Genomic DNA, 23,758 nt, shown 5'->3' on the forward strand with positions numbered 1-23,758 from the left:
TCAACGCTCCCCCGTCACGCGCTTGCGGATGTAGTTGTTGAACAGCACCGCGATCAAAAGCATGCCGCCCAGGAAGACCTGAAACCAGTCCTGATCAAAATTGGTGTAGCTCAGCCCGATCACAACCATGCCAAAGATGATGGCCCCAAAGAAGGCGCCGATGGCAGAACCGTATCCCCCTGTCAAAAGGCACCCACCGATGACAGCGGCGATGATCGCCTCGAATTCCTTCATAAATCCGCGACGGGCATCGGTTGATCCCGCATCCATCACGGTGATGATGGCGACAAGCGCAGCGCAGCAGGCCGTCAGCATAAAGAGCGAGATCTTGACCCGACGTACCGGCACACCCGAATTCGAAGCAGCATTCCGGTCACCGCCAGAGGCGAAGATCCAGTTGCCGTAGGGCGTGCGCAGCAGGATATAGGTCGCGGCCAGTGCCAGAGCGATGAACCACAGGATCTCGACAGGAATACCGGGCACCTTGGGCGCCCCGTTGTTGAAGGTTTCAACAAGACCAATCTCAGCCAGCCAGGCAAAAAGACCGCCAAAGGCATCACCCGAAAAGAGCGGCGTCAAAAAGTCACCTTCAACAGCGTCGCGCACACCGCGCAGCTGGGTCGATCCGTCGGTCGCAAGCTTCAGCCCGACAAGGGACACGCCGCGCAGGATGAAAAGAAAGGCAAGCGTCACGATAAACGACGGCAGACCCGTCCTGAGCACGATGGCACCGTTCAGCGCCCCGACGAGGGCAGCGAACACAAAGGTGATCGGGATCGCGATGATCAGCGGCAGACCGAATGTCACAACGCATGCGCCAAAGATCAGCCCGGCAAAGGCGACCATGGATCCGATGGACAGGTCGAATTCTCCGCCGATCATCAGCATGGCCGCGCCAATGGCCAGAATACCTAGCTGCGCCGCAGGTGTCATGAAGTTCATGATGCCGGAAAGCGTGAACATCGCGCTGTCTGCAGTGAACAAAAAGAAGATCGTGACAAGAACCACACCGGCGATGGCGCCCAGTTCCGGGCGCTGCATGAGGCGCGAGCCAAAAGACTCTTTCTTGATGCGTTCGTCAACGATGATCTGGGCTGTATCGGCCATGGCCGGTCCCCCCGCTATATGGATTTTGAATGCAAAAAGGCCGCGACGCGGAAAACACCGCGGCCTTGATTGCGTCAGATTTCAGGTGTCGTGTTTAGCGGATGCCCTTTGCGGACAGCTCGACCACCTGGGCTGCCTTTTCCTGCGTGATCAGGTTCGGACCAGAAGGAACGTTGCCGCCGGGGATCAATCCGTAGTTGGCATTCAGCGCCAGGAAGATGACCGGCAGATACCCTTGCAGGAACTGCTGCTGGTCGATGCCGAATGCGGCGCGGCCTTCGGCGATGGCTTCAAGAAAGCCGGCAGACAGGTCAAATGTCGCGACGTTGACCTCACCTGTGCGACCCACGGCCTCAACCGCTGCAATCGACGGCTCCCCCACAAGCGAGGCGCCCAGACCCATGATCGTGTCGATATCGGGGTTGGATTCCAGTGCTGCCTTGACCTTGGCTTCGACCTCAGCCGGATCGTTCTGCGTGGGGATGACCTCGACAGAACCGCCGAACCCTTCCGAGAAGCCCGCACAGCGCTGATCAAGCGAGACGTTGCCGACCTCCTGGTTCACACAGATGCCCACAGAGCCCCCCATCGAGGCGAGCTTTTCGCCCGCAGCCTTGCCTGCGTCGAATTCGTCCTGCCCCACGTGCAGCAGCGCACCAAGGCCCTTGGAAACGTCGGAGCCAGAGTTCATCGAGATAACCGGAATACCGGCGGCAACGGCGCGCTCGATCGATGGGCCGAGTGCATCGGCGTCAGGGATCGACACCACAATGCCATCGGGTTCCTGGTTCACCGCGGCGTCGATCAGCTGGCTCATCGCGACCATGTCAAAGGTCTCGGGGGCGCGGTAATCGACGGTGGCTCCGGAATCTGCGGCGGCCTTATCGACGCCGTTTTTCACAACAGACCAGAACGGGTCATTTGCCTGCCCGTGCGACACGACGATGATGTCCTGCGCCAGAACCGGCGTTGCGATTGCGAGTGCGACTGCTGTCGCAGCCATTTTTACGAAATTGGTCATGTGTCCTCCCTTGACCGAATGGGCGGTCCTCTCCGCCCTGCACCGGCTTAGCCGGTTTTGCCACGTCACGGCTTTTGCCGATCCGCGCCTCCTCCACAGCCCCTGGCGATTCGCCCGATGCCGACAATGGAACATTAATTCCATTTTTTTCTCGATCAACACATTTTTCTATTCTGTGATCCCCCGAATACCCCCCAACGCCACGGCGATCGTCGTGACAAGCGTCATGGATGAGGTTGGAACACGAAAGGCGCCGACATCAACCTCACGCGCGATCAGCTGCGCCTCGGCAATCTCTGTCAGCGGGCAATCCGCAGAGTCGGTCAAAAGCAGAACCGGCGCACCGGACCGGTGGGCCGCCTCAGCAATGCTGCGCGTCTCGCTCGCGAACGGGGCAAAGGTGACCGCAAAAAGCAGATCGTCGGGCAGGATTGCCGATGTGAATTCGATACCGGCGTTTCCGGTGTGCACAACGCAAGGGATGCCCATTTTTTGCAACATATACCCCATGTAGCAAACCACAGGATAGGCTCTGCGCATCCCGACAAGATGCAGCGTACGCGCCTTGGCCATGCGCTCGACAACCTGCGCAAGCTGGTCCATTTCGGCCATATTTGACAGGAACATAAGTGATTTGTGCCCCGCCTCGACAAAATCCACCAGAAGCTGCGCACTGCCATGCTCTCCGCGCGCCCGCAGATCGCTCAGCCGCTCTGCATAGTCGGGGCGCGACTGCGCATATTCGGATCTAAACAACGCCTGCATTTCGGAATATCCAGAAAACCCAAGCGCCTGACAGAAACGCATGAAGGCGGACGGCGCGACGCCCGCTGCGGTCGCCATATCCGCCACGGTGGTAACAGCCACCAGATTGATATGAGCCCGCAGATAGTCCGCGCACTGCCTCAGCCGTTTGGGCATGGCGGCGGTCGTGCGGTCCAGCCGCTCAAGAAGTTCTGATATACTTGCAGGCGCCGCCTCGACACGCTCAATCTTATCTTCCAAGACAGATCCTCCCTCTTGACAGAAAGCAGTATCGCAGCGAAAACCAAAATGGAACGAAAATTCTGCTTTGTTCCGTAAGGGAGGGGAAATAAATGGACACGATAGGTTTGGGCCTGATCGGGACCGGCTTCATGGGCAAGGCACATGCGCTCGCCTACCGCGCCGCGCCCGCGGTCTTTGGCGATCTGCCAGGGGTCAGGCTGGCCTGCCTGTGTGATCAGGATGCTGCGGTCGCCGCCAAAATGGCAACGCAGTTCGGTTTCGAAAGCGCAACAGCCGACTGGCGGGCCCTGATCACCTCACCCGATGTCGACATCGTCGCGATCACCAGCCCCAACTCCCTGCATTTTGACATGGCCATGGCCGCCATTGCGGCGGGCAAGCATGTTCATTGTGAAAAACCACTGTCCCTCACGCTCGATCAAGCCCGCCAGATGGACGCGGCGGCCCGTGCGCGCGGCACAAAGACCATGGTGGGCTACAACTACACGCAGAACCCGGCCTTTCGTCACGCGCAGCGTCTGATCGCTGATGGCGCCATCGGCACGCCGGTGCATTTCCGTGGCTGGGTGGACGAGGATTATCAGGCCGATCCGGACCTGCCTTGGAGCTGGCGCTGCACCCGTGCGCAGGCTGGCCTCGGCACGCTGGGGGATCTTGGCTGCCATCTGGTCTCGCTCGCCTACGGCCTTATGGGCCCTGTGGAGAGTCTGATTGCGGACACGCAGATCATCCACAAAACCCGCCCTTTGCCAGACGGCACCGGCCGCGCGGCGGTGGAAAACGAAGACACGGCCTCTGCCATCCTTCGCTTTGCCAGCGGCGCCCAAGGGACACTTTGCACATCGCGCTCGGCCTGGGGCCGCAAGAACCGGCTCGACTGGGAGGTGCACGGCACCAGGGGGATGCTGACCTTCCAGCAAGAGCGACTGAACGAATTGCAGCTTTATGTTGCCGAAGGGCCAACCGCGACGCAGGGCTTTCGCACGATACTCTCCGGCCCGGCACATGCCCCCTACGGCGAGTTCTGCCCGGCGCCCGGACATCAGCTTGGCTTTGGTGACCTCAAGACCATCGAGGTCGCCAATTTCCTGCGCTGGATCGCGGGTGGGCCGCCAAGCATGCCGACCTTCACCGACGCTCTCCCCTTCGAGGCCGTCATCCATTCCATCGACGCCGCCGCCACAAGCGGCCAGCGCGTCGCCCTTTAGCTTCTCTTCCCGAAAGGACTGACATGACACTGAACATCGCTCTCTTTGGCGCTGGCCGCATTGGCAAGGTCCACGCCGCCTCGATCAAATCCGACCCGCGCGCGCAGCTGGTCGCCGTCACCGACGTCATGGCGCAAGCGGCTCAGGCGCTGGCCGCCGAACATGGCATCGAGGTAATGACAGAGGATGAAATCCTTGCCGACGCAAGCATCGATGCGATCCTCATCGCCGCGTCCACCAACACCCACGCCGACCTCATCGAACGCGGTATCGCGGCAGGCAAGGCCGTGTTCTGCGAAAAACCCATCGACCTCGATCTGCAACGCGCCCTCAAGGTCCGTGCCAGCGTCGCCGCATCCGGCAAGCCGGTGATGATGGGCTTCAACCGCCGTTTTGATCCCAACTTCGCCACGCTCAAGGCAGCCTTCGATGCCGGTGAAATCGGCAAGGGAGAGCTGCTGTCCGTCACCTCTTACGACCCGGCCCCGCCACCGGTGAGCTATATCAAGGTATCCGGCGGTCTTTTCCGCGACATGATGATCCACGATTTCGATATGTGCTGCTGGCTCTTCGGCCTGCCGGCAAAGGTCACCGCAACCGGCTCGTGCCTTGTGGACCCGGCAATTGGCGAAGCCGGCGATGTGGATACGGCCGTCGTCATCCTGCACTACGCCGACGGACGTCTCGCCACGATCCGCAATTCGCGCCGCGCCGTCTTTGGCTACGATCAGCGGTTGGAACTGCTCGGCTCTGACGGGATGCTGTCAGTCGAAAACCAGCTTGAAACCACGGTCAGAAAATCAACGACAGCGGGCGTCAGCTCTGCCAAACCGCAGCTGTTCTTCCTTGAACGTTATATGCGGGCCTATGAAACCGAATGGGCCGCCTTTCTTGACGCTCTGACCAATGGCACCGCCATGCCCGCAACCGTGCAGGACGGCGTGAACGCTTTGGCTCTGGCCGAAGCGGCCAACATTTCCCTGAAAGAGGGCCGCACCGTGACGCTCACCGCTGAAATGACGGGCGGCGCCCCGTGAAGATCGGCTGCTGCACTTGGATCTTTGGTGGCGAACCGCTGGCGGTGACGGCAACCCGGGTCAAGCGCGCTGGCCTTGATGGGGTCGAACTGTTCGGTGACGTATCGCTCGATCCCAAAGTGGTGCTGTCGCTCCTCGGGGATCACGGGCTCGCGGTGTTCTCGCTCACCCCGGGCGACGCGGATATTTCGCATCCCGATGCAGCCGTGAGGGATCAGGCGCTCGACTACTATCGCAGGCTTGTCGATTTTGCCGCCGCTCTCGGGGGGCCCCTGATTTCATGCCACGGTCAGGTGACCCGCATCGCGCCCATTGCCAGCCAAGCCGAAGAGGATGCCCATCTCATCGCCTCAACCCGCGCGATCTGTGACATGGCCGCAGCGCAAGGCCAGAACGTCGTGTTCGAGATTCTGAACCGTTATGAGACGCACCAGATCCGTACCGTGGCTGAAGGGCTTGTCTTGCTCGATCAGGTTGGCGCCGAAAATCTCAAACTCCTCCCGGACGCCTATCACATGAATATCGAAGAACGTGACCCAGCAGCGGCCCTGCGCCGCGCAGGTAACAAGCTGGGCCTTTATCACGCCGCCGACAGCAACCGCGAAGGCATCGGGGATGGCCACATCGATTTCCCTGCACAGTTCGCAGCTCTGAGAGATATCGGCTATGATGGCCCCGTCATTATGGAAACAAACGCGCCGGGTCCCAATCCGTTTTCGACCGACAAGGGCGCGGGAGTCCCTGCCATCATTGAGGCGCAGTTGAAAAAGAGTGCCGATTGGCTGCGCACCCAGCGCTTATAAGACCTGTTGGAGAGGCAGATCGGCTGACAATCTGACCTGCCCGTTACGGACCCATCATTAGGGTCGTGCTGCGCGCAAAGCGACGGCCATTCGCCTGAGAAGGCAAATGATTCGCCGCGCCGCGGACCCTCCCACCGGCGGTTTCAGCGATTGATCTTTTGCCCGCGCCGTCATCGCTTCACCCGATTCGGCCACGCGAAAGCCCAGTGGGCATATCAGTAACACCCTGCCGAAAAATCGTTGCAATCAGGAATAATCCGCTAACTAACTGAATAGCAATAATTTTTTAAGTATGCCCCCCTCATCAACCCTCTACGATCTCACGTTAAATGCCCTACCCCATCAGCTTTCTTTGGACTTGAATGCATTTACTGATGTATGTCTTTTAAAAAAAGTACCCACGAGGACAGAGCATGATGAGAAACCTTCAGGGGTCAGAGACGCTGGGTGCGTTCAGCGAGGCGCTGGACCTTGCGCTGCGTCAACAGGCCAGCCGCCTTCTTGCCCCGGATTCCCGCAAATCCGACAAGGGCCTGCGGCGTTTCACAATCCGCGAGATGGCGGACATCTGCTTCCGGATGAACTACAACACCCTGCGCCATCACCTCAAGAATATTCCCGACCTTCCCCAAGGCATCATGGAACCCGGCAACCGGCGCACCTTCTCGCTCGAAGAAATTCACGAGGTCCAGCAAAAGCTGTTTGACGCGGGCAAGATCCCTGCCCCCCTCTACCCCAACAAGTTCGAGGGCGAAGAAACCGCGAAGCTGTTGATCTATAATCTCAAAGGCGGGGTTTCAAAGACCTCGACCGCAGTCAATCTGGCCCAGTTTCTCGCGATGCGCGGCTTCAAGATCCTGCTGGTCGACCTTGATCCGCAGGCCAGTTGCTCGGATCTCTTCGACATTCAGGCCGATCTCGACGGCACCCCCTCGATCTATGATGTCCTGCGCTACGAGGAAGAAGGCGACGGCGAGGCCCGCGTGCCCATCGCCGATGCGATTCAGGCCACCTATTTCCCCAATATCGACATCATCCCGGGCTCCATTTCCCTGACCGAATTCGAATATGAAACCGCCAGCGCCGCAGCCAAGGGCATCCCCTTTTACTCCCGGATCTCCGATGCGCTCAGCCTCGTCGAAGACGCCTATGACGTTGTGCTGTTCGACACACCTCCGCATATGTCCTTCTGCGTGATCGCAGCGCTTTATGCGTCGAATTCCATGCTGATTCCGCTGTCGGCGGGCATGCTGGATGTGGTCAGCCTGGTCAAGTTTCTCGATCTGGCCTCCAGCACGCTCGACAGCATCGAAGGCGTCGATCCCAACAAACGTTTCGACTTCATCCGCATCCTGCTGACGCGCTATTCGCCCAACGATCCGGCGCAGCTTCAGCTCAGCTCCTTCCTGCGCAACACGCTGGGCAATGCCATGCTGAACACGGATTTTCTGGCCTCAACCGCCATTGCGGATGCCGGCAACACCATGAACCCCCTGCTTGAGGTCGATCCCTCCAGCTTCACGCGAAAAACCTATGACCGCATTCTCGAAAGCCTGCACGGCATCGCGCTTGAGATTGAGGGCGAGATCATGACCGGGCGCGGCCGGATACCCGAAACTGAGGGGATGAACTGATGGCACGATCCGTTTTTGGAAACCAGCCGCCTGCCGACGCCGACCAGCCTGACCAGACACCCCGCCTCGCCCGGCGCAAGCCGATCATCAAGGGCGGCGCGGCCAGTTCGAAATACATCAACGCCGCGACGCAGGGTGGCGCCGACCGCACCTACCAGGACATCTCGGTTGACCAGATTCAGGACAGCCAGATCCGCGACCGGATCGACGTCGAGGAAAATCTCGACAGTCTTGTCGAAAGCATCCGCGAAAACGGCCAGCAGATTCCCATTCTCGTCCGGGTGGTTCAGGGTGACAAACCCTATGAAATCGTTGTCGGCCGTCGGCGTCTGGCCGCCCATCGCCGTCTGGGTCACCCCCGGATCAAGGCCTTTGTGGCCAAGATGGACGACCGCGAAGCCTTCATCGCGCAGGGCATAGAAAACTCCGCCCGGCTTGAGACCAGCTATATCGAACGCGCCCGCGCCGCAGCACAAGGGGTCGAAGCCGGCTATGAGCAAAAGGATGTGGCCGAATTCCTCAATATCTCGCGCACTCTGATGAACTTCATGGTCAAGACCTATCAGGCCGTGGGCGAAGACCTTGTTCTGGCCATCGGCCCGGCCCGCGGTGTCGGTCGCCGCAAGTGGGACGCCCTCGTTACGCTGATGGAACGCCAAGGCGTCTCGCCCACAGCAGCGCAAGAGCGCGTTGATCCCACCATAGAGGACAGCGTCGAACGCTTTGAGGCGCTCTCAAACGCCCTGCAGGCTGGTCTGGCGCGCAAAAAGGCCCCCTCCCCCGCTGTCACCGCCACCGTGACCCGGCGCACATTCCTTGATGGCGGCGTCTCCACAGCGCGCAAGCCACAGCAGCTGGTCGTCAAGACCCGCAAGAACATGCCATCCGAGATTCTTGACAAGATCGACGCAACGATCGCGGAACTCATGGCTGAATTTGAAACAAAACAAGGAAAGCGACCATGTAACCACCTGATAATAAAAAGAAAAATTGATTTACCGCGGTAAATCCAAAAAAGTTGGGCCATAAGGCCCTCATACAGGCAACACATAAGGAGCAGATACCGGCACAAAAAAGCCCCCCCGAAACCGTAGTTCCGGAGAGGGCTGGAATGGTCTTGTAGCAAAGTCTTTCTAGCCGCTTTCCGAATATCTTTCAACACCGGTTTTCGGTGAACGGTCGGATTTTGCCGTCTGATAACTGAATGAACACATGGATGTCCGCGGTAACCCCGCGTGGGCAGGCGGCAGACGCTTGTCCGAACTCTGGTCAAGGGCTTTGCCCCTTGGACCGCTGGGAACTCTTGTCTCTAATCACCTCGATGCGCCGTGAAATCGGGCTCACCGACCGGGATGTGATGGTGCTCAGGGCCCATCTCACCGTGCTGCCACAGGGTCCGCTTGATCCGTCCAGGCTCAATGTGTCCTTCATGGGCGTGGCCGAAATTCTGGACCGGGCCTGTGGAATGGACGCACGGCGTTTCCGGCGCGGCGAGGCACGGTTGGAGGAAGTCGGCCTCATACGCCGCCGTCTCAGCGCCAATGGCAGACGCTTTCCCGAACGCGACAGATCAGGCCGCATCGTCAACGCCTATGGCATCGACCTCGCCCCGATTTTTGAAAAGCATGCCGAACTTCTTCGCCTCAAGGACAGCCTTGACGCAGAACGGCTTGCCCTGCGCAGCCGCAAGAACAGCCTCAGCGCCCGCCTGCAATCCCTCCTGCGCCACCTCACGGCAAGCGCACAGGCCCTGCCCGACTGGGCCGATGCCCTGCGACAAACGCTTCGCAATGTCCTGCGGCGCAGCACGACCCGGATGGAGGATCTCGACCAGATCGAAACCCAGCTTCAACAACTCGAAGCGGATACAGAAACCCCCGTCGACAGCTTTGAATCGGTCGTCCCCTGCTCGCCCCCCTGCCCTTCCAAACGCTATGAAACCGTGGTTTCACCGGACAGAAAACCCGCGGATGCCGGTCAATCTGTCCGCCACATAGAGTCAGAACCAAAAGATATAAAAAATACGCAGCATCTGCGTTTCGATAAAAAGCGTATCGCGCGTCTCTGGGCAGAGACAAAATCCATACAGGCTCTGTATCCAGAAATCCCGCAAACAGAGCGCAGTCTTGCAAACACCCTTTTTCAATTTTCATCTTTTATTGGACTAAGACATGACAGCGTCACCCACAGCCTATCTTCCCTAGGCTGGAACGGAATGATCCCCGTTCTGGATTACCTCTCTGAAAACATCACAGGGATAGCCCACCCGGACCGATATCTACTTACTATGATCAAAAGCTTTCAGGCGGGACACCCCATCGCCAATGGCTCTGTTGTGCCAAAGCGTTTGGAACGACTGTCAGCACGCAATCCCGTGCCAGTATAGGTCGATGATATGAACAGCCATGTTACCGGCAAAGGATCAGTTTACCGCGGTGAACTGATCGACACAGCAATCTCGCGCAGGTGCGCAAGGCAACGGTATCTGAACCTGCGATTTACCGCGGTAAATCGTTTAACGCCCTTGGCAGCCCACACAGGCCATTGCGCAAATATCCTGCTCTCAGTGACCTCACACTCGGACCTATGCATCACCAACGAAAGCTCCTATCCCTTCTGTGCTGGATCTCAGCCATACGGAAACCATACGCTTTCCATATGAATTCCATCTGCGTGTTTCAAAGCCTGAACGCTCTGGACAAGACAGAAGCGCAGGGGGCACGAACCCCGCAATCTGGGTCCAGCTTTGTCTGGAAACGGTCACTCTGGCGCTGATAAAGGGGGGGGCATTTCTGCCTGCGCAGGCACGAACAACTTACGGACTTAGCAGTCGTAACCATCGGCCGAACTGGCAAGATCGCCACATAAGCTGGCGGCCAAGAGCAATGCGAGGCGGATCTTTCCGAACATTTCCGAACGAATGTCAATCTAGAGCACGGCACGCTTGACCAGGCGGGCTAAGCAGCTGTCAGTAAACCGAATTAACAGCATACGGGCGCGGCATGAAGATGGGGCTGAAGTCGATCATGACACAGCGAAACCAGTGCTGCAGCGCATTCATCGGGCGGGTCTGATCCGGCGAACCAAGGCCAATTTCGGCGTTCAGGGTCAACATGACACCGCCGACCAGCCGGTCGTCTTTGTGCACATCCAGGCTGACCATCTCGGACCGGCGCAGGCTTCCTCGATAGCCCGAAGGCTGGATTTCCCGGTCGCACAGATCGAAGAGCAGGGTGGCGAGGAAACCGTTGCGCAAGGCCACTTCTTTCTGCATCGGCGTGCGGATATAGCGGCGCTTGATCCTGGGCAACGCCGGAAGCCAACGTTCTATCGTTGACAGTAGCGGGGCAGGGTGGACATAGCCGACGTTGTAGACGTCGATTGTCTCGGATGTTGAATCCGATCCGGCGCAACACTGGCACAAGTTCTTTTTCTCCCGATATTCAGATCTTCCGCGGGACTGGTTACTCATAGAGGCGGTCTCGAGTTTTCGTATGTGTTTCAATGTGGATATCGCTGTCGTTAACTCTGTCTATCGACACACATATATTCCCGAGCACTTAAAAGTCCGTGTCGAAACAGGCAAGGTCGTCGCGTAACGCGCACGCGCCCGATCGTATCCCGACGCGTCGGGTAGAGTCTGGTTGAGGTGCTCAACGGCGATGTTCCGGTAGGGTCTGGTTGCTAACGCCAACCTGGACCGCAGATGCCACCGACGTGCTCGAATTCCACCACCTCGTCGAAAAGGCTCCTGACGGTAACCTTCGGCGCGAGATGATCAGCTATGTAGCCGAACGCCTGATGGAGATGGCGGTCGGTGGCTTTACTGTTGCCGCTTATGGCGAGATGGACACGATCCAACAGGCGCAGCGCAACATCATCGCGACGGGGACTGGGAGGTGAGGTGGCAGAGAATGATCCGAGGGATCGTTTTCTCGTCGAACGGTCGGAATGGTCAAGCTGCGCATTCAGAAGCTCCGCAAGGCCGATTATTTTCCCGGCTTTTTTGAGCGGAGCCGGACGGCCGAGACGGCACTGAAGGCGCTCGCCACTGTCTTTCGGAGCAAGCGGATTCCCATGGCTCGCTCCAGCAGGCATCCCTACGTGCTCTGTCGACGAGGTTGTGAAGCCATGCACCGTCCAGAAGACACATGAACAGGATGCTGCCGAGAACATGCATGAGTGGCACCTAGAAGAGCCAGCTGTCGCGGCTCAAGGTAGCCTTCATAAAGGTTCTGTGCGCCAAGTGGTAGCGCTGTCGGGTTCATTTTCAGCGCAATGTCGCAGCCTTTGCCCAGCCGACAGCCGCAGCTGCCAGCACCCAGTGGCGCGCAGTCACCAATCAGATCCGCCCAAAAGTACCAAGCCTTGCGAACATCGTGGACAACGCAGAACAAGACGCTCTGGCCTAGATGACCTTTCTGAATGAGCATCGCCCCAAGCTGAACTTCGCCAATCCGATCAAATTCCTCAACAGCGAAATAAAGCACCTCACCGATGTTGTTGGCGTTGGTCGGAAAAACCATCTACCGGATGGTTTCCTGAACCTCCCAACTTTCCGACGATGACGCCCTTGTCCGCTTGGTCGGCGCCGTGCCGCTTGAACAAAACGATCAATTGGCGGTCCAGCGCAGGCGGAACTTGACATTGGAAGCTATGGCACATTTGAGCGACGAGGGCATCGTCAGCTTGCCAGTGGTGCCGCGCTGATCAAGCAGGACCATGTCGGACGTCTTGGTGATCTTCGAGTTCGGCTACACCAGTAATGGACCGCGACTTCCAGCAGCCCGCCCGCCCTTCTCCGATCCGATAGTGGGTACGCTCGCGACCTGCCCACTTCCTCAGCCACTGCAACAAGAGGCTTGCGCGGGATTGTTAGCCGAATAGGGGTTCCCCAAGAACGGGCCTTCGGTTCCTTTTTTTGCAAGGTTTTAAAAAGTTCGGGTTACCAGACGAACCATTCCACTTCGGTAGTGATCTGACGAGATCCTGCCGGTTCTTCGCTAGAGTCTTTGGGTGATATTGCTACGCCGGTTGATCACTGCGCAGCATGTCCTAGGCAGAGAAATTCTAAACACCGTGTCCGAGTGAGCTATCTGTGAAAGGGGTCTCAACCCTCATACCTTGCCTTTGAAACGCAGCAGCGGCGGCTCAGATTCTGACTGCTGTAGCTTATTCAGCTAAATCGGGCGCTAAAGAAGGCGAGAGATAGGCTGTCCTGACCGGTCTTTGGCCGTGCAAGATCAAACCATCAAGAGTTCACAGCTGTGAACTCTAACTGGATCGACCGCCGAAATGCACTGTTCACAGCTGTGAACTTTTCACGTGGCCTCCCGGTGCAGGAGGGCCATCAGCATCGATGAACTGGAAAACAAACCAAGCGCAGCCTTATCACTGAGGTGCCGTAAATAGGCTCCATGAGAGCGGACTTCTGTGAACCTTTCCAACATCGCTGACAGGACGGCGGCGGCCTCTTGTCGGCCCATGGATTGCTTTGCATGATTCCAGGCTGATGGGGTGATACCCATCATGGGGCTTATCGTTTCTGAAATAACTTCAAGATCCCGCCAACTGCGTATGGGACGTTCTGAGTAAGTCTGAATTTCCCTGCAAGCGGACAAAACCATATTAAGGGGACTCTTCGGCAAATATTCTGTGTCTGAACTCTGGGTGTATTGTGCACTTGGTGTGTCGTGGGGGTTTGCTTTTTCTGTCAGCGGAACGCGGCAATTCTCTGGCATGTTCTCAGCAAGATCGGACTTATCAGTTTCTTTATTTGAATTCTGATGGTGCTGCTCATTCTGGGACTCGCTGATGCCCATTTCGTCTGTTTCTGTGGGTTCAAGGTATGTGTGCAGCTCGAATATCGCATCGCCGAGTGTGATCTCAAGCGCAGTCAATTCGGCAAGGTTCAGCTTGCGGCGCAGGTCGCGGGCGGTGAGGCGGGCGAGGTCGCTGAAGCGATCCCACTGCGCTGGAACACAGGGCAGGGTGGCTCCGAACTCTGCGAGGTTGGCAATGTCGCGGCGCATCAGACTGACGGTCTGTCGCTTGCGCTGAAGCTCTGCTGCAGCGTGACGGGCTGCATCGGCAGCTACCTTGAATTCATCAAAGCGGGTCACGAGCGGGCTGAGGTCAAAACCAAAGGCCACCTTTTCAGCGCCATAACGGCGGGCGAACCTTTTGCCGTTAGGGCTGTCGCGGCGCAGGACAAGCCCCGCCTGAACCAGCCGCGAAAGATGGCGACGCATGGTCGAAGAGGGCATGCCGTTCAGCCGGTCGCAGATTGTCTGGTTTGACGGATAAACCACCAGACCCGCCTCGGGACCGCCAAGAATCGCGCCAGGGCTGAAACTGACCAGCGCTTGTAGCACCGTTATGTCACGGTCTGACAGCTCATAGGCTTCTCGTGCCGTGGCAAGATCCCGCAGGACCTGCCATTTGTCGATGGCGTCGCAGGGAAGGTCGCGGCTTGCGTAGGATTGATGTGCCAAAACGGCAGCATCCAAGGTTCGCCGGAACGGCGTTACAGGTATATAGCCCATTTTACGTTCACGAAGACAAAGAAAATGCCGCCCGCAAATCCTTTGGACTTGCGGAGTGAAGCTCTGGCCACTATCTTGAAGGTGCAAGCAACAAGTTAGGGTCTCGTGAAGCGTCGTCTTTGCGGGACCTTTTCTTTAGCCTGTATCGTGCCTCCTTTTCATTGCTGATCTACCTCAATCTTCCGCACGCTTTTTCCATCGTGCGTGAAGTTCTGCGACCAGATCCTCGGCCTGCGAGTCGATCCAATCGGCGAATGGTCCAGTGTCCAGATCCAGCGACACACCCTTGTCCGAACGGCGGACGGTGCCGCCACGCTGACCAGAGACCAGCAACGGACGGCTACGGCTGCTGCGACGGGCAGGGGAGGGGGCCGACGTCTGGGCGGCGGCCTTTGCCACCAGCCTGGTCACGGCGTCGAAAGCCTGGGCCGAAACCTCTGATGTGTCCGGAGAATTGTCCTGCGTCAAAAGCGAGACGGCGGCATCGTCATGGACCTTTGCGGCCAAGTCGATCAGCCGGTCGCGGCTGATGCCCGTTTCCTCAATCGCCTTTGCCAAAGCTTCCCATTTGGGCCGACCAATGCCATGCGCCGGGCCAATAGCCCTCGCGAGATCGGTGCCGATGGTTTCGGCAATGGAAATGGCCATCGAGATTGAGGATTTGGTGACCGTCAAGACCTCGGCAACCTGGGACTGATTGCCGAAGCCACTTTCCACAAGTTCCTTGGCGAACAGGGCCTTTTCGATGAACGACAGATCTCGGCGAGCCATGTTTTCCGAGATTTGCGCGCGCAAAGCGGCATCATCATCGATATTTGCGACAAGGGCGCGGACCTTGTCCACCTTGTCCGACAGGCGGATCGCCTCGAGCCTGCGGCGGCCATAGACCAGCAGGTAGCGGTCGGCTTCGGTCGGATGGCGACGCACCAGAATGGGCACTGTCTGGCCATTGGTTTCGATCGCCTCGCGCAGGTCGGCCACATCGTTGGGGTCAAGACGGTCGGCATAACGGTCGTCCATGATCAACGCCGGGTCGATGTCCCAGACCCGGTGGCCATCGACTGCGTCACGCGCCGACCGAAGGGCCCGATTGCTCGACATCATCGAGGTGGTGGCCGGAGAGGGGGTGCCGGTTGTCGTAAGATTGTCGAGCATCGACATCCGGGTTTTTTTGGAGCTGGTCATTTGCGTCCCCAAGTCTGCTGAATGAGCTGGGCGATTTCATCATTGACCGCGTTCATGCTTTCGATGGCGCGGTCATAGGTCGATCTGGTGAAGGCGCTGCGCTCGACCTCATAAAGTGTTTGCTTGGTCAGGCCGGCATCTGAAATCGCAGTGGATTTCAGCATCTGGGCGTTCAGCACCTTGTCGCCATACATGGTGCGCAGAAAGGCGACGATGCGGTTTTGCGGCGCATCTGAAGGTTCGTACCGGGTGAGCAGATAGCGCATCCAGTCATGGCTCATGTCGGCACCGGATTCGGCGATCACGTCCATGAGGTCTGCGGTCATGCGCAGGAACTGGCTCATCGACATGACGTCGAGCATTTCGGGGTGGATGGTCACCAGCACGCCAGTCGCCGCCGACAGGGCGGACATGGTCAGAAAGCCAAGTTGCGGCGGGCAGTCGATGACAACCACGTCATAGCTGTCGTCTATCTGGGCGAGCGCCTCTTTTACACGAAAGAAGAACAGGCCGGCATTGCCCTGCGACAGGGCGCGGGGGGTGTCGTGTTCGAATTCCATCAGTTCCAGGTTGCCCGGGATCAGATCAAGGTTCGGGATATAGGTCTCGCGGATGACATCGCGGATGGGCACGGGATTGTCATAGCGGATCGCGTCATAGAGCGTGCCGCCGTCAACCAGATCGAATTCAGGCTGCACCCCATGCAGCGCCGTTAACGAGGCCTGCGGGTCAAGATCGATGGCCAGCACCCGGTAGCCGCGCAGGGCAAGGCGTTGTGCGAGATGGGCCGAGGTGGTGGTCTTGCCCGAACCGCCTTTGAAGTTCATCACGCCGATGATCTGCATGTGATCGCCGTCGCGGCGCCCTGGCAGATAGTCGCCGACTTTGCGCGCGGTCTTTTCCAGAAGGACGCGCAGGGCCTGAATATCCTCGGTCGAGTAGAGACGCCGGTTGCCGGGGGTGGTTTCGGGCGAGGGGCCCTTGCCATCGAGATGCAGTTTGCGCAGGTAGGAATCGTTGACGCCCAGCAAAGACGCAGCCTCGCCAGAGGTGAACTTGCGCATGTTCTTTGTGGCATTGGGTGGGAACAGGCTCGCGCGCTGCGAATGCAGCTGGGCAGCCAGCCATTCAGAGTGTTGGCGGATGACCGCGTTCAGGTCTTCCTGCGAAAATGTTTTGTCCATTTGCCCTCTGCCCCCGCGACGTGTTCACGGAATTTGGCGTTTATCGCCGCTTTTTCGTGACTATTGCCTAACGACTCGGATTCGCGCAAGGCTTTTCTGGCCATGATGCTGGGATAAGACGCTTACACTACAATGATTTACGAGAGGATGCTCAGAGATCCGGCTTTTGGGGAGGTGGGTTTGGCAATAAGTTCCCGCTTGGCGGGGGTGATTTTGGCCTTGGACAGCAGGGCTAAAGGTCCTGATTGGGCCTCTGGCTGTTTCCCCAGGCCGGTGATCGTGCAAGCCCAGGCAGGGAGGCTGCCACCAGAAAGGTGCCAGACATTGTGTGGGGATCTGTTTGGGCTGCTGTGCCGGAGGTGCACTCAGCCTTTCACAGCCAACAAATGTAGCACCCAACATTCGGAGTTCAGCGCACCTTTCCCGTAGCGGAAATCTTCGCGGAGCGTTTCAGCCCTGCCAAGCTGGCCGAATAGAGCTGATCGCCGGATGGGATATCAATCACCAGCCGCCAAAGCGGGGCCATTCCTGCAGTGGAGCTGCGCCTTTGGCCGGCAGTACGTGATAGCGGTCAAATTGCGCTGCGGTTGCACAGGCATGGTTGGGCAGGATCCGCAGCTGCGCGCCGATTGGAAAGTCGGGCAGCGGCCCTGCCGCCCCGTCGCGCCGCGCGATAATGCCGTGTTCCTGATTGGTCTTGAGCAGGATCAGATCCTCAAGCAGATTGCCTTGCGCATCGCAGACCAGACCATAGGCCTGATCGACCGCCTGAGCCGCTGTGCCGCGGTCGCGCGACATCGCCATCCAGCCTGCATCAATCAAGATCCAGCCACGCTCTGGCTGATGACCGATCACAGTGGCAAGAACCGAGAGCGCGATGTCGTCTATGCTGCAAGCACCGATCCCGGCCATGACCAGATCGAAAAAGGCAAAGACGCCCGCCCGCAATTCGGTAACGCCCGTCAGGTCACGCGCCGCCACGGCAGTCGGCGTCGAACCGACCGATACCACCGGACAGGGAAGTCCTGCCGCGCGCAGCGCCTCTGCCGCTGAAACCGTTGCATCACGCTCTTTTTCGGAAAATCTTTCATGGGCTTGGGTGCCGCTGACGCCATAGCTCTCTCCGGCATGGGTCAGCACACCGCGCAAGCCTGCACCGCTGTCTTCCAGCAGTTTGCCGATCTCGATCAGGGCCGCGTCACCCGCTTGCAAGCCACCGCGATGCCCATCGCTGTCGATCTCGATAAAGCTCGGGATTGCTTGCCCAGATGCGCGCGCTGCCGCGGCCACCGCTTCGGCCTGGGGCAGAGAGTCGAGCAGTATGGTCAGATCGCACCCCGACGCACGCAGCGCCAGAACCCGCCCGAGTTTATGCGGCGTGATGCCCACCGCATAGAGGATGTCGCGCAGACCGGCTGCCGCGAAGGCCTCTGCTTCTGCAAGTGTCGAGACGGTCGCAGGACCGGTGCCGCCGGTCAAAGTCCGGCGCGCGACCTCTATGGATTTACTGGTCTTGAGATGCGGGCGCAGCGTCACGCCCAGCTGCTCTGCGCGGGCCTGCATCCGGGTGACATTGCGCGCCATCTTCGCCTCATCCAGCAGGAGGCATGGGGTCTGAAGGTGGGCGAGTTGCGCGGTTAGATCAGTCATCAGGAGGGTCTTTCATTCAGGCTCAGCGCACTGAGGCTTGCGGAAGTCTGCACGAAGCGGTGGCGGCGTTCAACCGATCGCCTGCGAGGCAAGAGCCATCACCGACCACGGCGCGGTCGCGCGACGACGCGCGCCCCGCACCATTGAGGTGCCTCCGCCGACATATTCAAGCCCCATCGCTTTCAGATGCGGTGCAATTTCGGTTTCGGGTGTGGTGTCGATGCGCAGGAATTCGCCAGGACGGGCCATTGCCCGGATCATCGAAAGCGCTAGAGAGGCATTCTGCGCGACGATTGGGCCGATCACAGCGCCGCGACCGAAGTTCCTGCGTGCGACATAGCCAGTTTCACAGCGCGCAACCTCACCGATGTTCAGCAATTCTTCCAGCATCACGGGTCGTGCGGTGCCATAGGCCTGTCTGTCTGGATCAGCCAGTCGAGATCCGCGCCGGTGCAGCGGGTCAATGGCACATCTGCAGCCTGGGGCAGGGCGGTGACAAACCCCTGATACTGGGTGACCGTACCAACCCCCTCGAATCCCAGTTTCTCGTAGAGAGGCTGGCCTGCGGCTGTCGCACAGAGCGCCATGCCGCGCTCACCGGCGATGTTCATCGATGTTGCTACTGGTGACCTCAATCGCGCGAACTTCCAACATTTTCTCGTCGATCTCGATGTGGATCTTGCGCCAGATACGCCGCTTGGGACTACCATGCTTACGGGAATTCCACTCGCCTTCGCCCTCTGACTTAATTCCCGTGCTATCGATCAGAAGGCTCTGAGGGCCATTGCCACCACGATTTGGAAGGCTTACCTCAATCTTTTTTTGACGGCGGCAGAGGGTGCTGAAATCAGGTGCCGCCCAGTCCAGTCTGACCAACTGTATTAGGCTTTCCACAAATCCAGTGGTTTGCTGCAGTGGCAGCCTGAACAGCACCTTAAAAGTCAGGCGAGCCTGTATCGCGGCGTCGTTGAAACGCTGCTGCCGACCGCGCTTGCCGCTCGGCGGTGGTGACCAGATCATCTCGGGGTCAAACCAGATCGACAGCGATCCCCTGCGCTTCAGCGACGCGTTATAGCTCGACCAGTTCGTAGTCTTGTACTTTGTGGGGGCCTAACTGCTCATGCCCGCCGGCTATGATATTGGTTTCATGAAGTGAATCCTTCACGGGATTTGAGCAACACAGCCGTGGAACGGGTTTAGGATGAATCAAGCTGGCTCTGAAGTCCAGATTTTGCAGATGCATTCGTAGGGCCCGGGGCCGCCGAGGGTCTTGAGGCGGTGCGTCGCTTTTGAAGGCAAGATGGCTTAAACGAGCACTTGGATTGGGACAAAACCGCAACAGGTTCAGATCAGCCCAACTATGACGCAAACAAGATCGCAGAGATTCAGATCTCATTGGGCTGAGCTTTTGGTTCATGCTTGCCGTGGCCCCGCTGAGGCATCTCAATCCGAAGCGGTCATTCCCGCAGTTGGACCAGTGTCAGACATTCCAACGCGTCAATGTTATAATGAGCGACATAGATGGCTCCCTCAAAGTCCAGATGCAGTGTATCCGCAGACATGCTCGTAAGGGTCGCCTCGCAAAATTCGGGAATGCGCTCCAAGCGGGCGGAAACGGCCTTGTAGAGCGCTTCCTTGGCGGAGAAGACAAGGGTCAGGAACGCGGAGAACGACAGTATTCCCGGGTGCTGACCAGCCTCTGCAGGGGTCAGGACCATGGGGTGTATTTCCGCGGCCTGTGAAGGGGTCATGATCGTTTCACAATCCACCCCCAGCCCCGCATGGCTGCGCGAGACCACCGCAATGACCCTTGTGTCTGTATGGCTGATGGATCCCGTGCTTCCTTTTGGCCAGAGCGGCGCGCGATCGCGCCTTCCGACCTGCTCCGGCAATCCCGCCTCTCGCAACGCCAAGGCGGCGACGGCTCGCCCGGCAAGGTATTCACTGCGACGCTTTATAACGGCTCCCCTCAGGTCTGCTGGCAAGCGGACAGTTACCGGGCCGGAGGGATCGAGCATATAGGTAAGTTCGGTTGCTGGATTCAGGCAAAACCGTGCCTCACGCCAGAAAATATCAGGCAAACCAAAGGTATTATGCGTGATCAGAGCGCCGCGTATCATGCGCTGACCACACACCGAAAGGTGGGCGTGGTCAACCGCTCCACTATTGCCAGATGGCGTGACCGAAGTATCTGGACGCGCGGAGCGCCTCGTTACCGATGAGAGTAACTTTGGACGTGGATGCTCCTTCCTTTTGTGATGGCGTTAAAACTCTCCACAATGGCACATTGCGATGCCGTCGGGAGGCGCATCAACGCAATCAACACAGTCTTTGCCATGCAATAACCTGAAGGTCGATCAATAGGCTGATTTCGTGGTGACCAGACTGACTGGCGTCAGGAGTAGGATCTTCAGGTCGAGCCACACTGACCAATTCTCGATATAGAACAGGTCGTGATCAAGCCGAGCGGTGAGTTTCGACGCTTGGTCGATTTCGCCACGCCATCCGTTTATTTGTGCCCAGCCGGTGATCCCGGGGGGTAGACGATGCCGTGCCGAATAGCCCTGAACAAGTTGACTGAAAGGTTCGTGTTTGCTGGACTGCGCATTCAGGGCATGCGGCCGCGGGCCGACCAGCGACAGGTTGCCGCGCAGGACGTTGAACAATTGCGGAAGCTCGTCAATGGAGGTTCGCCGCAAAAATCTGCCGACACGGGTGACACGCGGATCCCCACGCGTGACAACATCCCGTCCCTGCGGATCGGACATTTCGGCATACATCGAGCGGAATTTAAAAACTTCTATGACGCCGTCGTTGTAGCCATGCCGTAACTGGCGAAAGATGACCGGGCCCGGAGTTTCAAGGCGCACTGCGATTGCGGCGATAAGCAGGACAGGCCACAGGATCAGAAGGGCTGTGCTGGCAAAGAAAAGATCGAAGATGCGTTTCGTAAGCCGACGGCGCGGCGCGAAGCTCTGCCTTAGGGCGGAAAGAAGGCGATCACGATGTGCGCCGGAAAAGTTGTAGTCCTGAGTGTAGGCGGACAGCCGCACCTCGACAGGAAGAACCTTGAGCTCTTCGAGAAGCCAGTTGATGCGCGCCTCCTCTCTCAGAGGCAGGGCGATGATGATCATGTCCACTTTGGCTATGCGCACAAATGAAATGAGATCCTTGAATGTTCCGATCTTTGGGATCCCCAGGTTCTGGTCGGGCGACGTGTCGTCGTCATCGAAAATGCCATAAGGACGGATGATATTGGTTTTCCGCTGTGCAAGGCCGCGAATAAGGCTGGTCGTTTCTGCGCTGTTTCCCGCGATGACCGCATGTCTTGAGACCAGCCCGGCCTCGGCCACCCATTTCATGACGTATGCGGCAATCAGCCGGGTGGGCAGGACGTAGATCAAAAGCGCTAAGATCACATTGTAGAGCAGCGATCCGAGCCTGGCGTCGCTTTGGAAGTCACAGGCAATCAGGACTGGGATCAGCAGGCAAATCGCCGTTCTTGCTGTGAAATTCAGCGCAGAGGAGATGACAGAAATGCGGAAACTGTTCGTTAGCGCCATTGTTGCGACAAACAGACCGGCGCCGACAATGGCGATGTATTCCGCGCTCTTAGCAGAAAATTCATTTGTCGGAACAGATGCAAATTGCGCAAACCACAGTATCAGCGCTGCCATCGGAAATTCGATCGCGCTTGCAAAACATGCGACCCAAATTGGGGCCAATGCCCCCCGCTGCATCCCAAGCGCCACGACTTGCGCCGCTTCGCTCAGATGGTAGGGATCGTCGACTTTCGTTTCAATTTGAGCTCTTTTAATCAACGTTGCGATCTCCGACTCCCTGCCAAGTCTGGATCTATGAGGCAAAAAGGGAGAAATTCTCTACTATAATTTTGTATAACGGTTAGCCCTCGGTAAACGGCGGATGCAGAAAGGCTCTTCCACAAACTGTTGAGCGGATGTGACTGTCGTGACGCTTGTGATAGTCGGAGGTTTTGAGATTTCAGACAGGGTCCCGGACGTGGCGATTGATTTCAAGGGTCTTGATGGATTTTCGGATCAAGTGGTCCAGTCTTTCGACAGCATCGGTGGTGTCGATGATCTTGCGGATCGCAGGATCCAAGGCGAAGAACGGGATCGCCTTTTGCAACCCTCGCCGCCATACCGGAGCGTTTGAGGGGTATTTTTCGGCCCATTTCTCTTCGAAGGCGTCCGGTTCCGCAGACGCCAGATCGGCTGCGGCAGACCCGTAAATCAAGCGCAGATCGGCGGCGACAACCTTGCGGTCTTTCCATGCGCAGAAATTCATGGACTGGCGTACCGGAGACATGATGCAGGGTGAGGGGCGTCCTGGAATTGTTCCAGTGGACCAATTCAGCCCAGAACGGTCGGAGCTCCGGCTGGACCGCGACTTCGGGAAAGGCCGCCGTGATGGCGTCAGGGAAGCCTTTGAGCCCATAAACGACGGGGATCAGGATGTCTTGCACGCCCCGGCTCTTGAGTTCGTTCATCACAGACGGTCAGAATTTGGCGCCTTCGTTGTCGGCAATCCAGAGGCCGAGAACCTCGCGGACGCCCTCCCTGCTGACGCGGAGGGCCAAGTAGACGGCCTTATTATTGACCATGAGGCTGTTCGTTGCCCGGCAGTGCATGTTTAAACATACGAGAGGGAGCGTCGCGGATTTTGATCCGCATAGCGTCGAAGATCACGATGCGACACATCCGCTCCAGCGCCTGGGATTGCACTCGCGAACTTCTTCCAGCACAGCGGCATCGTCAACTTGCCGGGCCTGCTCTGAGACGGTAGCGACCGATTGGACAAAAGCCAACGTTCCGGCGCTTTCAAGCGCCACCGTTTCTCGCCCCAGATCATTGCTCATGTTGTCTGGCTCTACGCCCGGGTCAACTTGAGCCTGCGCGAGGTCGAGGAGATGATGATGGAACGTGGCGTGGACGTTTCGTACGAGACGAGCCGGCGCTGGACCGTTAAGTTTGGGCCCCTGATCGCCCACGTTCTGCGGCGACGGCAGCCGCGCCCCGGCGATGTCTTGCATCTGGACGAAGTCGTCGTGAAGGTCGCGGCAAAGCGACTTTTGGTCAAGCTGATGAAACGCTGGGGCTCCGTTCCCAAAAGGATCATTACGGACAAATTGCGATCCTACGGCGCCGCCAAGCGCGAAGTCGCGCCTGGCCTTGATCATTGGTCACACAAGGGGCTCAATAACCGCGCCGAGAACATCGTGTGACCAACTGGGCTGAGTATGACGAAGGCTTGCGGCGACGTGGTGATCTGACGGTCTGGGTCAGCGAGGCTGAGCTTGCGTCGTGGTCAGAACCACCGCGAACGACGCCTGGAGGTCAGGCTTTTTAGTCGGAT

General features: G+C 58.3%; 20 protein-coding genes and 3 pseudogenes. 8 read left to right on the forward strand and 15 right to left on the reverse strand.

The genetic code is table 11. The annotated features are described in order from the left end of the window. The 3 genes from P775_RS23720 to P775_RS23730 all read right to left on the reverse strand — a co-directional run bounded on the left by P775_RS23720 (position 1) and on the right by P775_RS23730 (position 3,133). Positions 1–1,107 (reverse strand): ABC transporter permease, encoded by a 1,107-nt coding sequence (locus tag P775_RS23720; RefSeq protein WP_099913309.1) that lies wholly within the window; start codon positions 1,105–1,107, stop codon positions 1–3. A gap of 94 nt (positions 1,108–1,201) precedes the next feature. Next, positions 1,202–2,128, reverse strand: coding sequence for a sugar ABC transporter substrate-binding protein (locus P775_RS23725; RefSeq protein WP_099913310.1), 927 nt, complete (start codon positions 2,126–2,128; stop codon positions 1,202–1,204). Positions 2,129–2,296: 168 nt separating this feature from the next. Next, a complete protein-coding gene (locus P775_RS23730; protein WP_245875837.1) occupies positions 2,297–3,133 on the reverse strand; it encodes a MurR/RpiR family transcriptional regulator in 837 nt (278 codons plus the stop codon). Between the two features lie 92 nt (positions 3,134–3,225). Here P775_RS23730 and P775_RS23735 point away from each other — a divergent pair, with 92 nt between their 5' ends. The 6 genes from P775_RS23735 (at position 3,226) to P775_RS23760 (ending at position 10,204) form a co-directional block, all read left to right on the forward strand. Next, the gene (locus P775_RS23735) at positions 3,226–4,344 is read left to right on the forward strand and encodes a Gfo/Idh/MocA family protein (RefSeq protein WP_099913311.1); all 1,119 of its coding nucleotides are present in this window, start codon (positions 3,226–3,228) and stop codon (positions 4,342–4,344) included. Between the two features lie 23 nt (positions 4,345–4,367). Further along, positions 4,368–5,381: an inositol 2-dehydrogenase gene (iolG, locus tag P775_RS23740; RefSeq protein ID WP_180287563.1), complete on the forward strand. Its 1,014-nt coding sequence runs from the start codon at positions 4,368–4,370 to the stop codon at positions 5,379–5,381. Then, positions 5,378–6,184: a sugar phosphate isomerase/epimerase family protein gene (locus tag P775_RS23745; protein WP_099913312.1), complete on the forward strand. Its 807-nt coding sequence runs from the start codon at positions 5,378–5,380 to the stop codon at positions 6,182–6,184. The genes iolG and P775_RS23745 overlap by 4 nt, the downstream gene beginning before the upstream one ends. Before the next feature lie 413 nt (positions 6,185–6,597). Continuing rightward, positions 6,598–7,818: an AAA family ATPase gene (locus tag P775_RS23750; RefSeq protein ID WP_099913313.1), complete on the forward strand. Its 1,221-nt coding sequence runs from the start codon at positions 6,598–6,600 to the stop codon at positions 7,816–7,818. After that, on the forward strand, positions 7,818–8,825 hold the full coding sequence (locus P775_RS23755; protein WP_099913314.1) for a ParB/RepB/Spo0J family partition protein: 1,008 nt from the start codon (positions 7,818–7,820) through the stop codon (positions 8,823–8,825). The genes P775_RS23750 and P775_RS23755 overlap by 1 nt, the downstream gene beginning before the upstream one ends. A 209-nt stretch (positions 8,826–9,034) precedes the next feature. After that, positions 9,035–10,204 (forward strand): helix-turn-helix domain-containing protein, encoded by a 1,170-nt coding sequence (locus P775_RS23760; RefSeq protein ID WP_180287564.1) that lies wholly within the window; start codon positions 9,035–9,037, stop codon positions 10,202–10,204. 582 nt (positions 10,205–10,786) lie between these two features. Here the strand turns inward: P775_RS23760 and P775_RS28270 are convergent. Further along, the gene (locus P775_RS28270; RefSeq protein ID WP_180287565.1) at positions 10,787–11,323 is read right to left on the reverse strand and encodes a site-specific integrase; all 537 of its coding nucleotides are present in this window, start codon (positions 11,321–11,323) and stop codon (positions 10,787–10,789) included. Between the two features lie 176 nt (positions 11,324–11,499). Between P775_RS28270 and P775_RS27740 the strand changes: the two genes are divergently transcribed. After that, positions 11,500–11,721 carry a hypothetical protein gene (locus P775_RS27740; protein WP_143520982.1) on the forward strand — a complete coding sequence of 74 codons (222 nt, stop codon included), beginning with the start codon at positions 11,500–11,502 and terminating at the stop codon, positions 11,719–11,721. A gap of 197 nt (positions 11,722–11,918) precedes the next feature. Here P775_RS27740 and P775_RS23770 read toward each other — a convergent pair whose 3' ends face one another. The 11 genes and pseudogenes from P775_RS23770 to P775_RS30030 all read right to left on the reverse strand — a co-directional run. Beyond that, on the reverse strand, positions 11,919–12,344 hold the full coding sequence (locus P775_RS23770) for a hypothetical protein (RefSeq protein ID WP_099913317.1): 426 nt from the start codon (positions 12,342–12,344) through the stop codon (positions 11,919–11,921). Positions 12,345–13,139: 795 nt separating this feature from the next. Beyond that, complete coding sequence (gene repC / locus P775_RS23775) at positions 13,140–14,363, reverse strand: plasmid replication protein RepC (RefSeq protein ID WP_099913318.1); 1,224 nt, start codon at positions 14,361–14,363, stop codon at positions 13,140–13,142. A gap of 174 nt (positions 14,364–14,537) precedes the next feature. After that, positions 14,538–15,548 carry a plasmid partitioning protein RepB gene (repB, locus tag P775_RS23780; protein ID WP_099913319.1) on the reverse strand — a complete coding sequence of 337 codons (1,011 nt, stop codon included), beginning with the start codon at positions 15,546–15,548 and terminating at the stop codon, positions 14,538–14,540. After that, positions 15,545–16,732, reverse strand: coding sequence for a plasmid partitioning protein RepA (gene repA, locus P775_RS23785; protein WP_099913320.1), 1,188 nt, complete (start codon positions 16,730–16,732; stop codon positions 15,545–15,547). The genes repB and repA overlap by 4 nt, the downstream gene beginning before the upstream one ends. A 501-nt stretch (positions 16,733–17,233) precedes the next feature. Further along, a complete protein-coding gene (locus P775_RS23790) occupies positions 17,234–18,382 on the reverse strand; it encodes an alanine racemase (protein WP_099913321.1) in 1,149 nt (382 codons plus the stop codon). A gap of 69 nt (positions 18,383–18,451) precedes the next feature. Next, positions 18,452–18,772, reverse strand: a complete 321-nt coding sequence (locus tag P775_RS23795) for a GNAT family N-acetyltransferase (RefSeq protein WP_099913322.1) — start codon at positions 18,770–18,772, stop codon at positions 18,452–18,454. Continuing rightward, positions 18,772–18,993 carry a hypothetical protein gene (locus P775_RS23800; RefSeq protein ID WP_099913323.1) on the reverse strand — a complete coding sequence of 74 codons (222 nt, stop codon included), beginning with the start codon at positions 18,991–18,993 and terminating at the stop codon, positions 18,772–18,774. Before P775_RS23800 ends, P775_RS23795 begins: the two co-directional genes overlap by 1 nt. Then, positions 18,989–19,489: pseudogene (locus tag P775_RS23805) on the reverse strand (IS5 family transposase); the annotation flags it as partial. The gene P775_RS23800 and the pseudogene P775_RS23805, both read right to left, overlap by 5 nt. A gap of 350 nt (positions 19,490–19,839) precedes the next feature. Beyond that, the gene (locus P775_RS23810) at positions 19,840–20,502 is read right to left on the reverse strand and encodes a 4'-phosphopantetheinyl transferase family protein (RefSeq protein WP_099913324.1); all 663 of its coding nucleotides are present in this window, start codon (positions 20,500–20,502) and stop codon (positions 19,840–19,842) included. 237 nt (positions 20,503–20,739) lie between these two features. Continuing rightward, positions 20,740–22,203 carry an exopolysaccharide biosynthesis polyprenyl glycosylphosphotransferase gene (locus P775_RS23815; protein WP_245875838.1) on the reverse strand — a complete coding sequence of 488 codons (1,464 nt, stop codon included), beginning with the start codon at positions 22,201–22,203 and terminating at the stop codon, positions 20,740–20,742. Positions 22,204–22,420: 217 nt separating this feature from the next. Continuing rightward, positions 22,421–23,150, reverse strand: a pseudogene (locus P775_RS30030) (transposase); the annotation flags it as partial. Positions 23,151–23,195: 45 nt separating this feature from the next. On the opposite strand from P775_RS30030, the pseudogene P775_RS23825 reads away from it, so the two are divergent. Then, positions 23,196–23,618, forward strand: a pseudogene (locus tag P775_RS23825) (IS6 family transposase); the annotation flags it as partial. Positions 23,619–23,758: the final 140 nt, after the last annotated feature.

Source organism: Puniceibacterium antarcticum, from assembly GCF_002760615.1.
GTDB lineage: Bacteria > Pseudomonadota > Alphaproteobacteria > Rhodobacterales > Rhodobacteraceae > Puniceibacterium > Puniceibacterium antarcticum.

What these genes read in the sequence shown, in the direction of transcription:
- iolG (WP_180287563.1), top strand. Translation starts at nt 4,368, where the DNA reads ATGACACTGAACATCGCTCTCTTTGGCGCTGGCCGCATTGGCAAGGTC.
- P775_RS23750 (WP_099913313.1), top strand. Translation starts at nt 6,598, where the DNA reads ATGATGAGAAACCTTCAGGGGTCAGAGACGCTGGGTGCGTTCAGCGAG.
- repB (WP_099913319.1), bottom strand. Translation starts at nt 15,548, where the DNA reads ATGACCAGCTCCAAAAAAACCCGGATGTCGATGCTCGACAATCTTACG.
- P775_RS23800 (WP_099913323.1), bottom strand. Translation starts at nt 18,993, where the DNA reads ATGAACATCGCCGGTGAGCGCGGCATGGCGCTCTGTGCGACAGCCGCA.
- P775_RS23790 (WP_099913321.1), bottom strand. Translation starts at nt 18,382, where the DNA reads ATGACTGATCTAACCGCGCAACTCGCCCACCTTCAGACCCCATGCCTC.
- P775_RS23755 (WP_099913314.1), top strand. Translation starts at nt 7,818, where the DNA reads ATGGCACGATCCGTTTTTGGAAACCAGCCGCCTGCCGACGCCGACCAG.
- repA (WP_099913320.1), bottom strand. Translation starts at nt 16,732, where the DNA reads ATGGACAAAACATTTTCGCAGGAAGACCTGAACGCGGTCATCCGCCAA.
- P775_RS23810 (WP_099913324.1), bottom strand. Translation starts at nt 20,502, where the DNA reads ATGATACGCGGCGCTCTGATCACGCATAATACCTTTGGTTTGCCTGAT.
- repC (WP_099913318.1), bottom strand. Translation starts at nt 14,363, where the DNA reads ATGGGCTATATACCTGTAACGCCGTTCCGGCGAACCTTGGATGCTGCC.
- P775_RS23735 (WP_099913311.1), top strand. Translation starts at nt 3,226, where the DNA reads ATGGACACGATAGGTTTGGGCCTGATCGGGACCGGCTTCATGGGCAAG.
- P775_RS23720 (WP_099913309.1), bottom strand. Translation starts at nt 1,107, where the DNA reads ATGGCCGATACAGCCCAGATCATCGTTGACGAACGCATCAAGAAAGAG.
- P775_RS23760 (WP_180287564.1), top strand. Translation starts at nt 9,035, where the DNA reads ATGTCCGCGGTAACCCCGCGTGGGCAGGCGGCAGACGCTTGTCCGAAC.
- P775_RS23795 (WP_099913322.1), bottom strand. Translation starts at nt 18,772, where the DNA reads ATGCTGGAAGAATTGCTGAACATCGGTGAGGTTGCGCGCTGTGAAACT.
- P775_RS23770 (WP_099913317.1), bottom strand. Translation starts at nt 12,344, where the DNA reads ATGGTTTTTCCGACCAACGCCAACAACATCGGTGAGGTGCTTTATTTC.
- P775_RS23725 (WP_099913310.1), bottom strand. Translation starts at nt 2,128, where the DNA reads ATGACCAATTTCGTAAAAATGGCTGCGACAGCAGTCGCACTCGCAATC.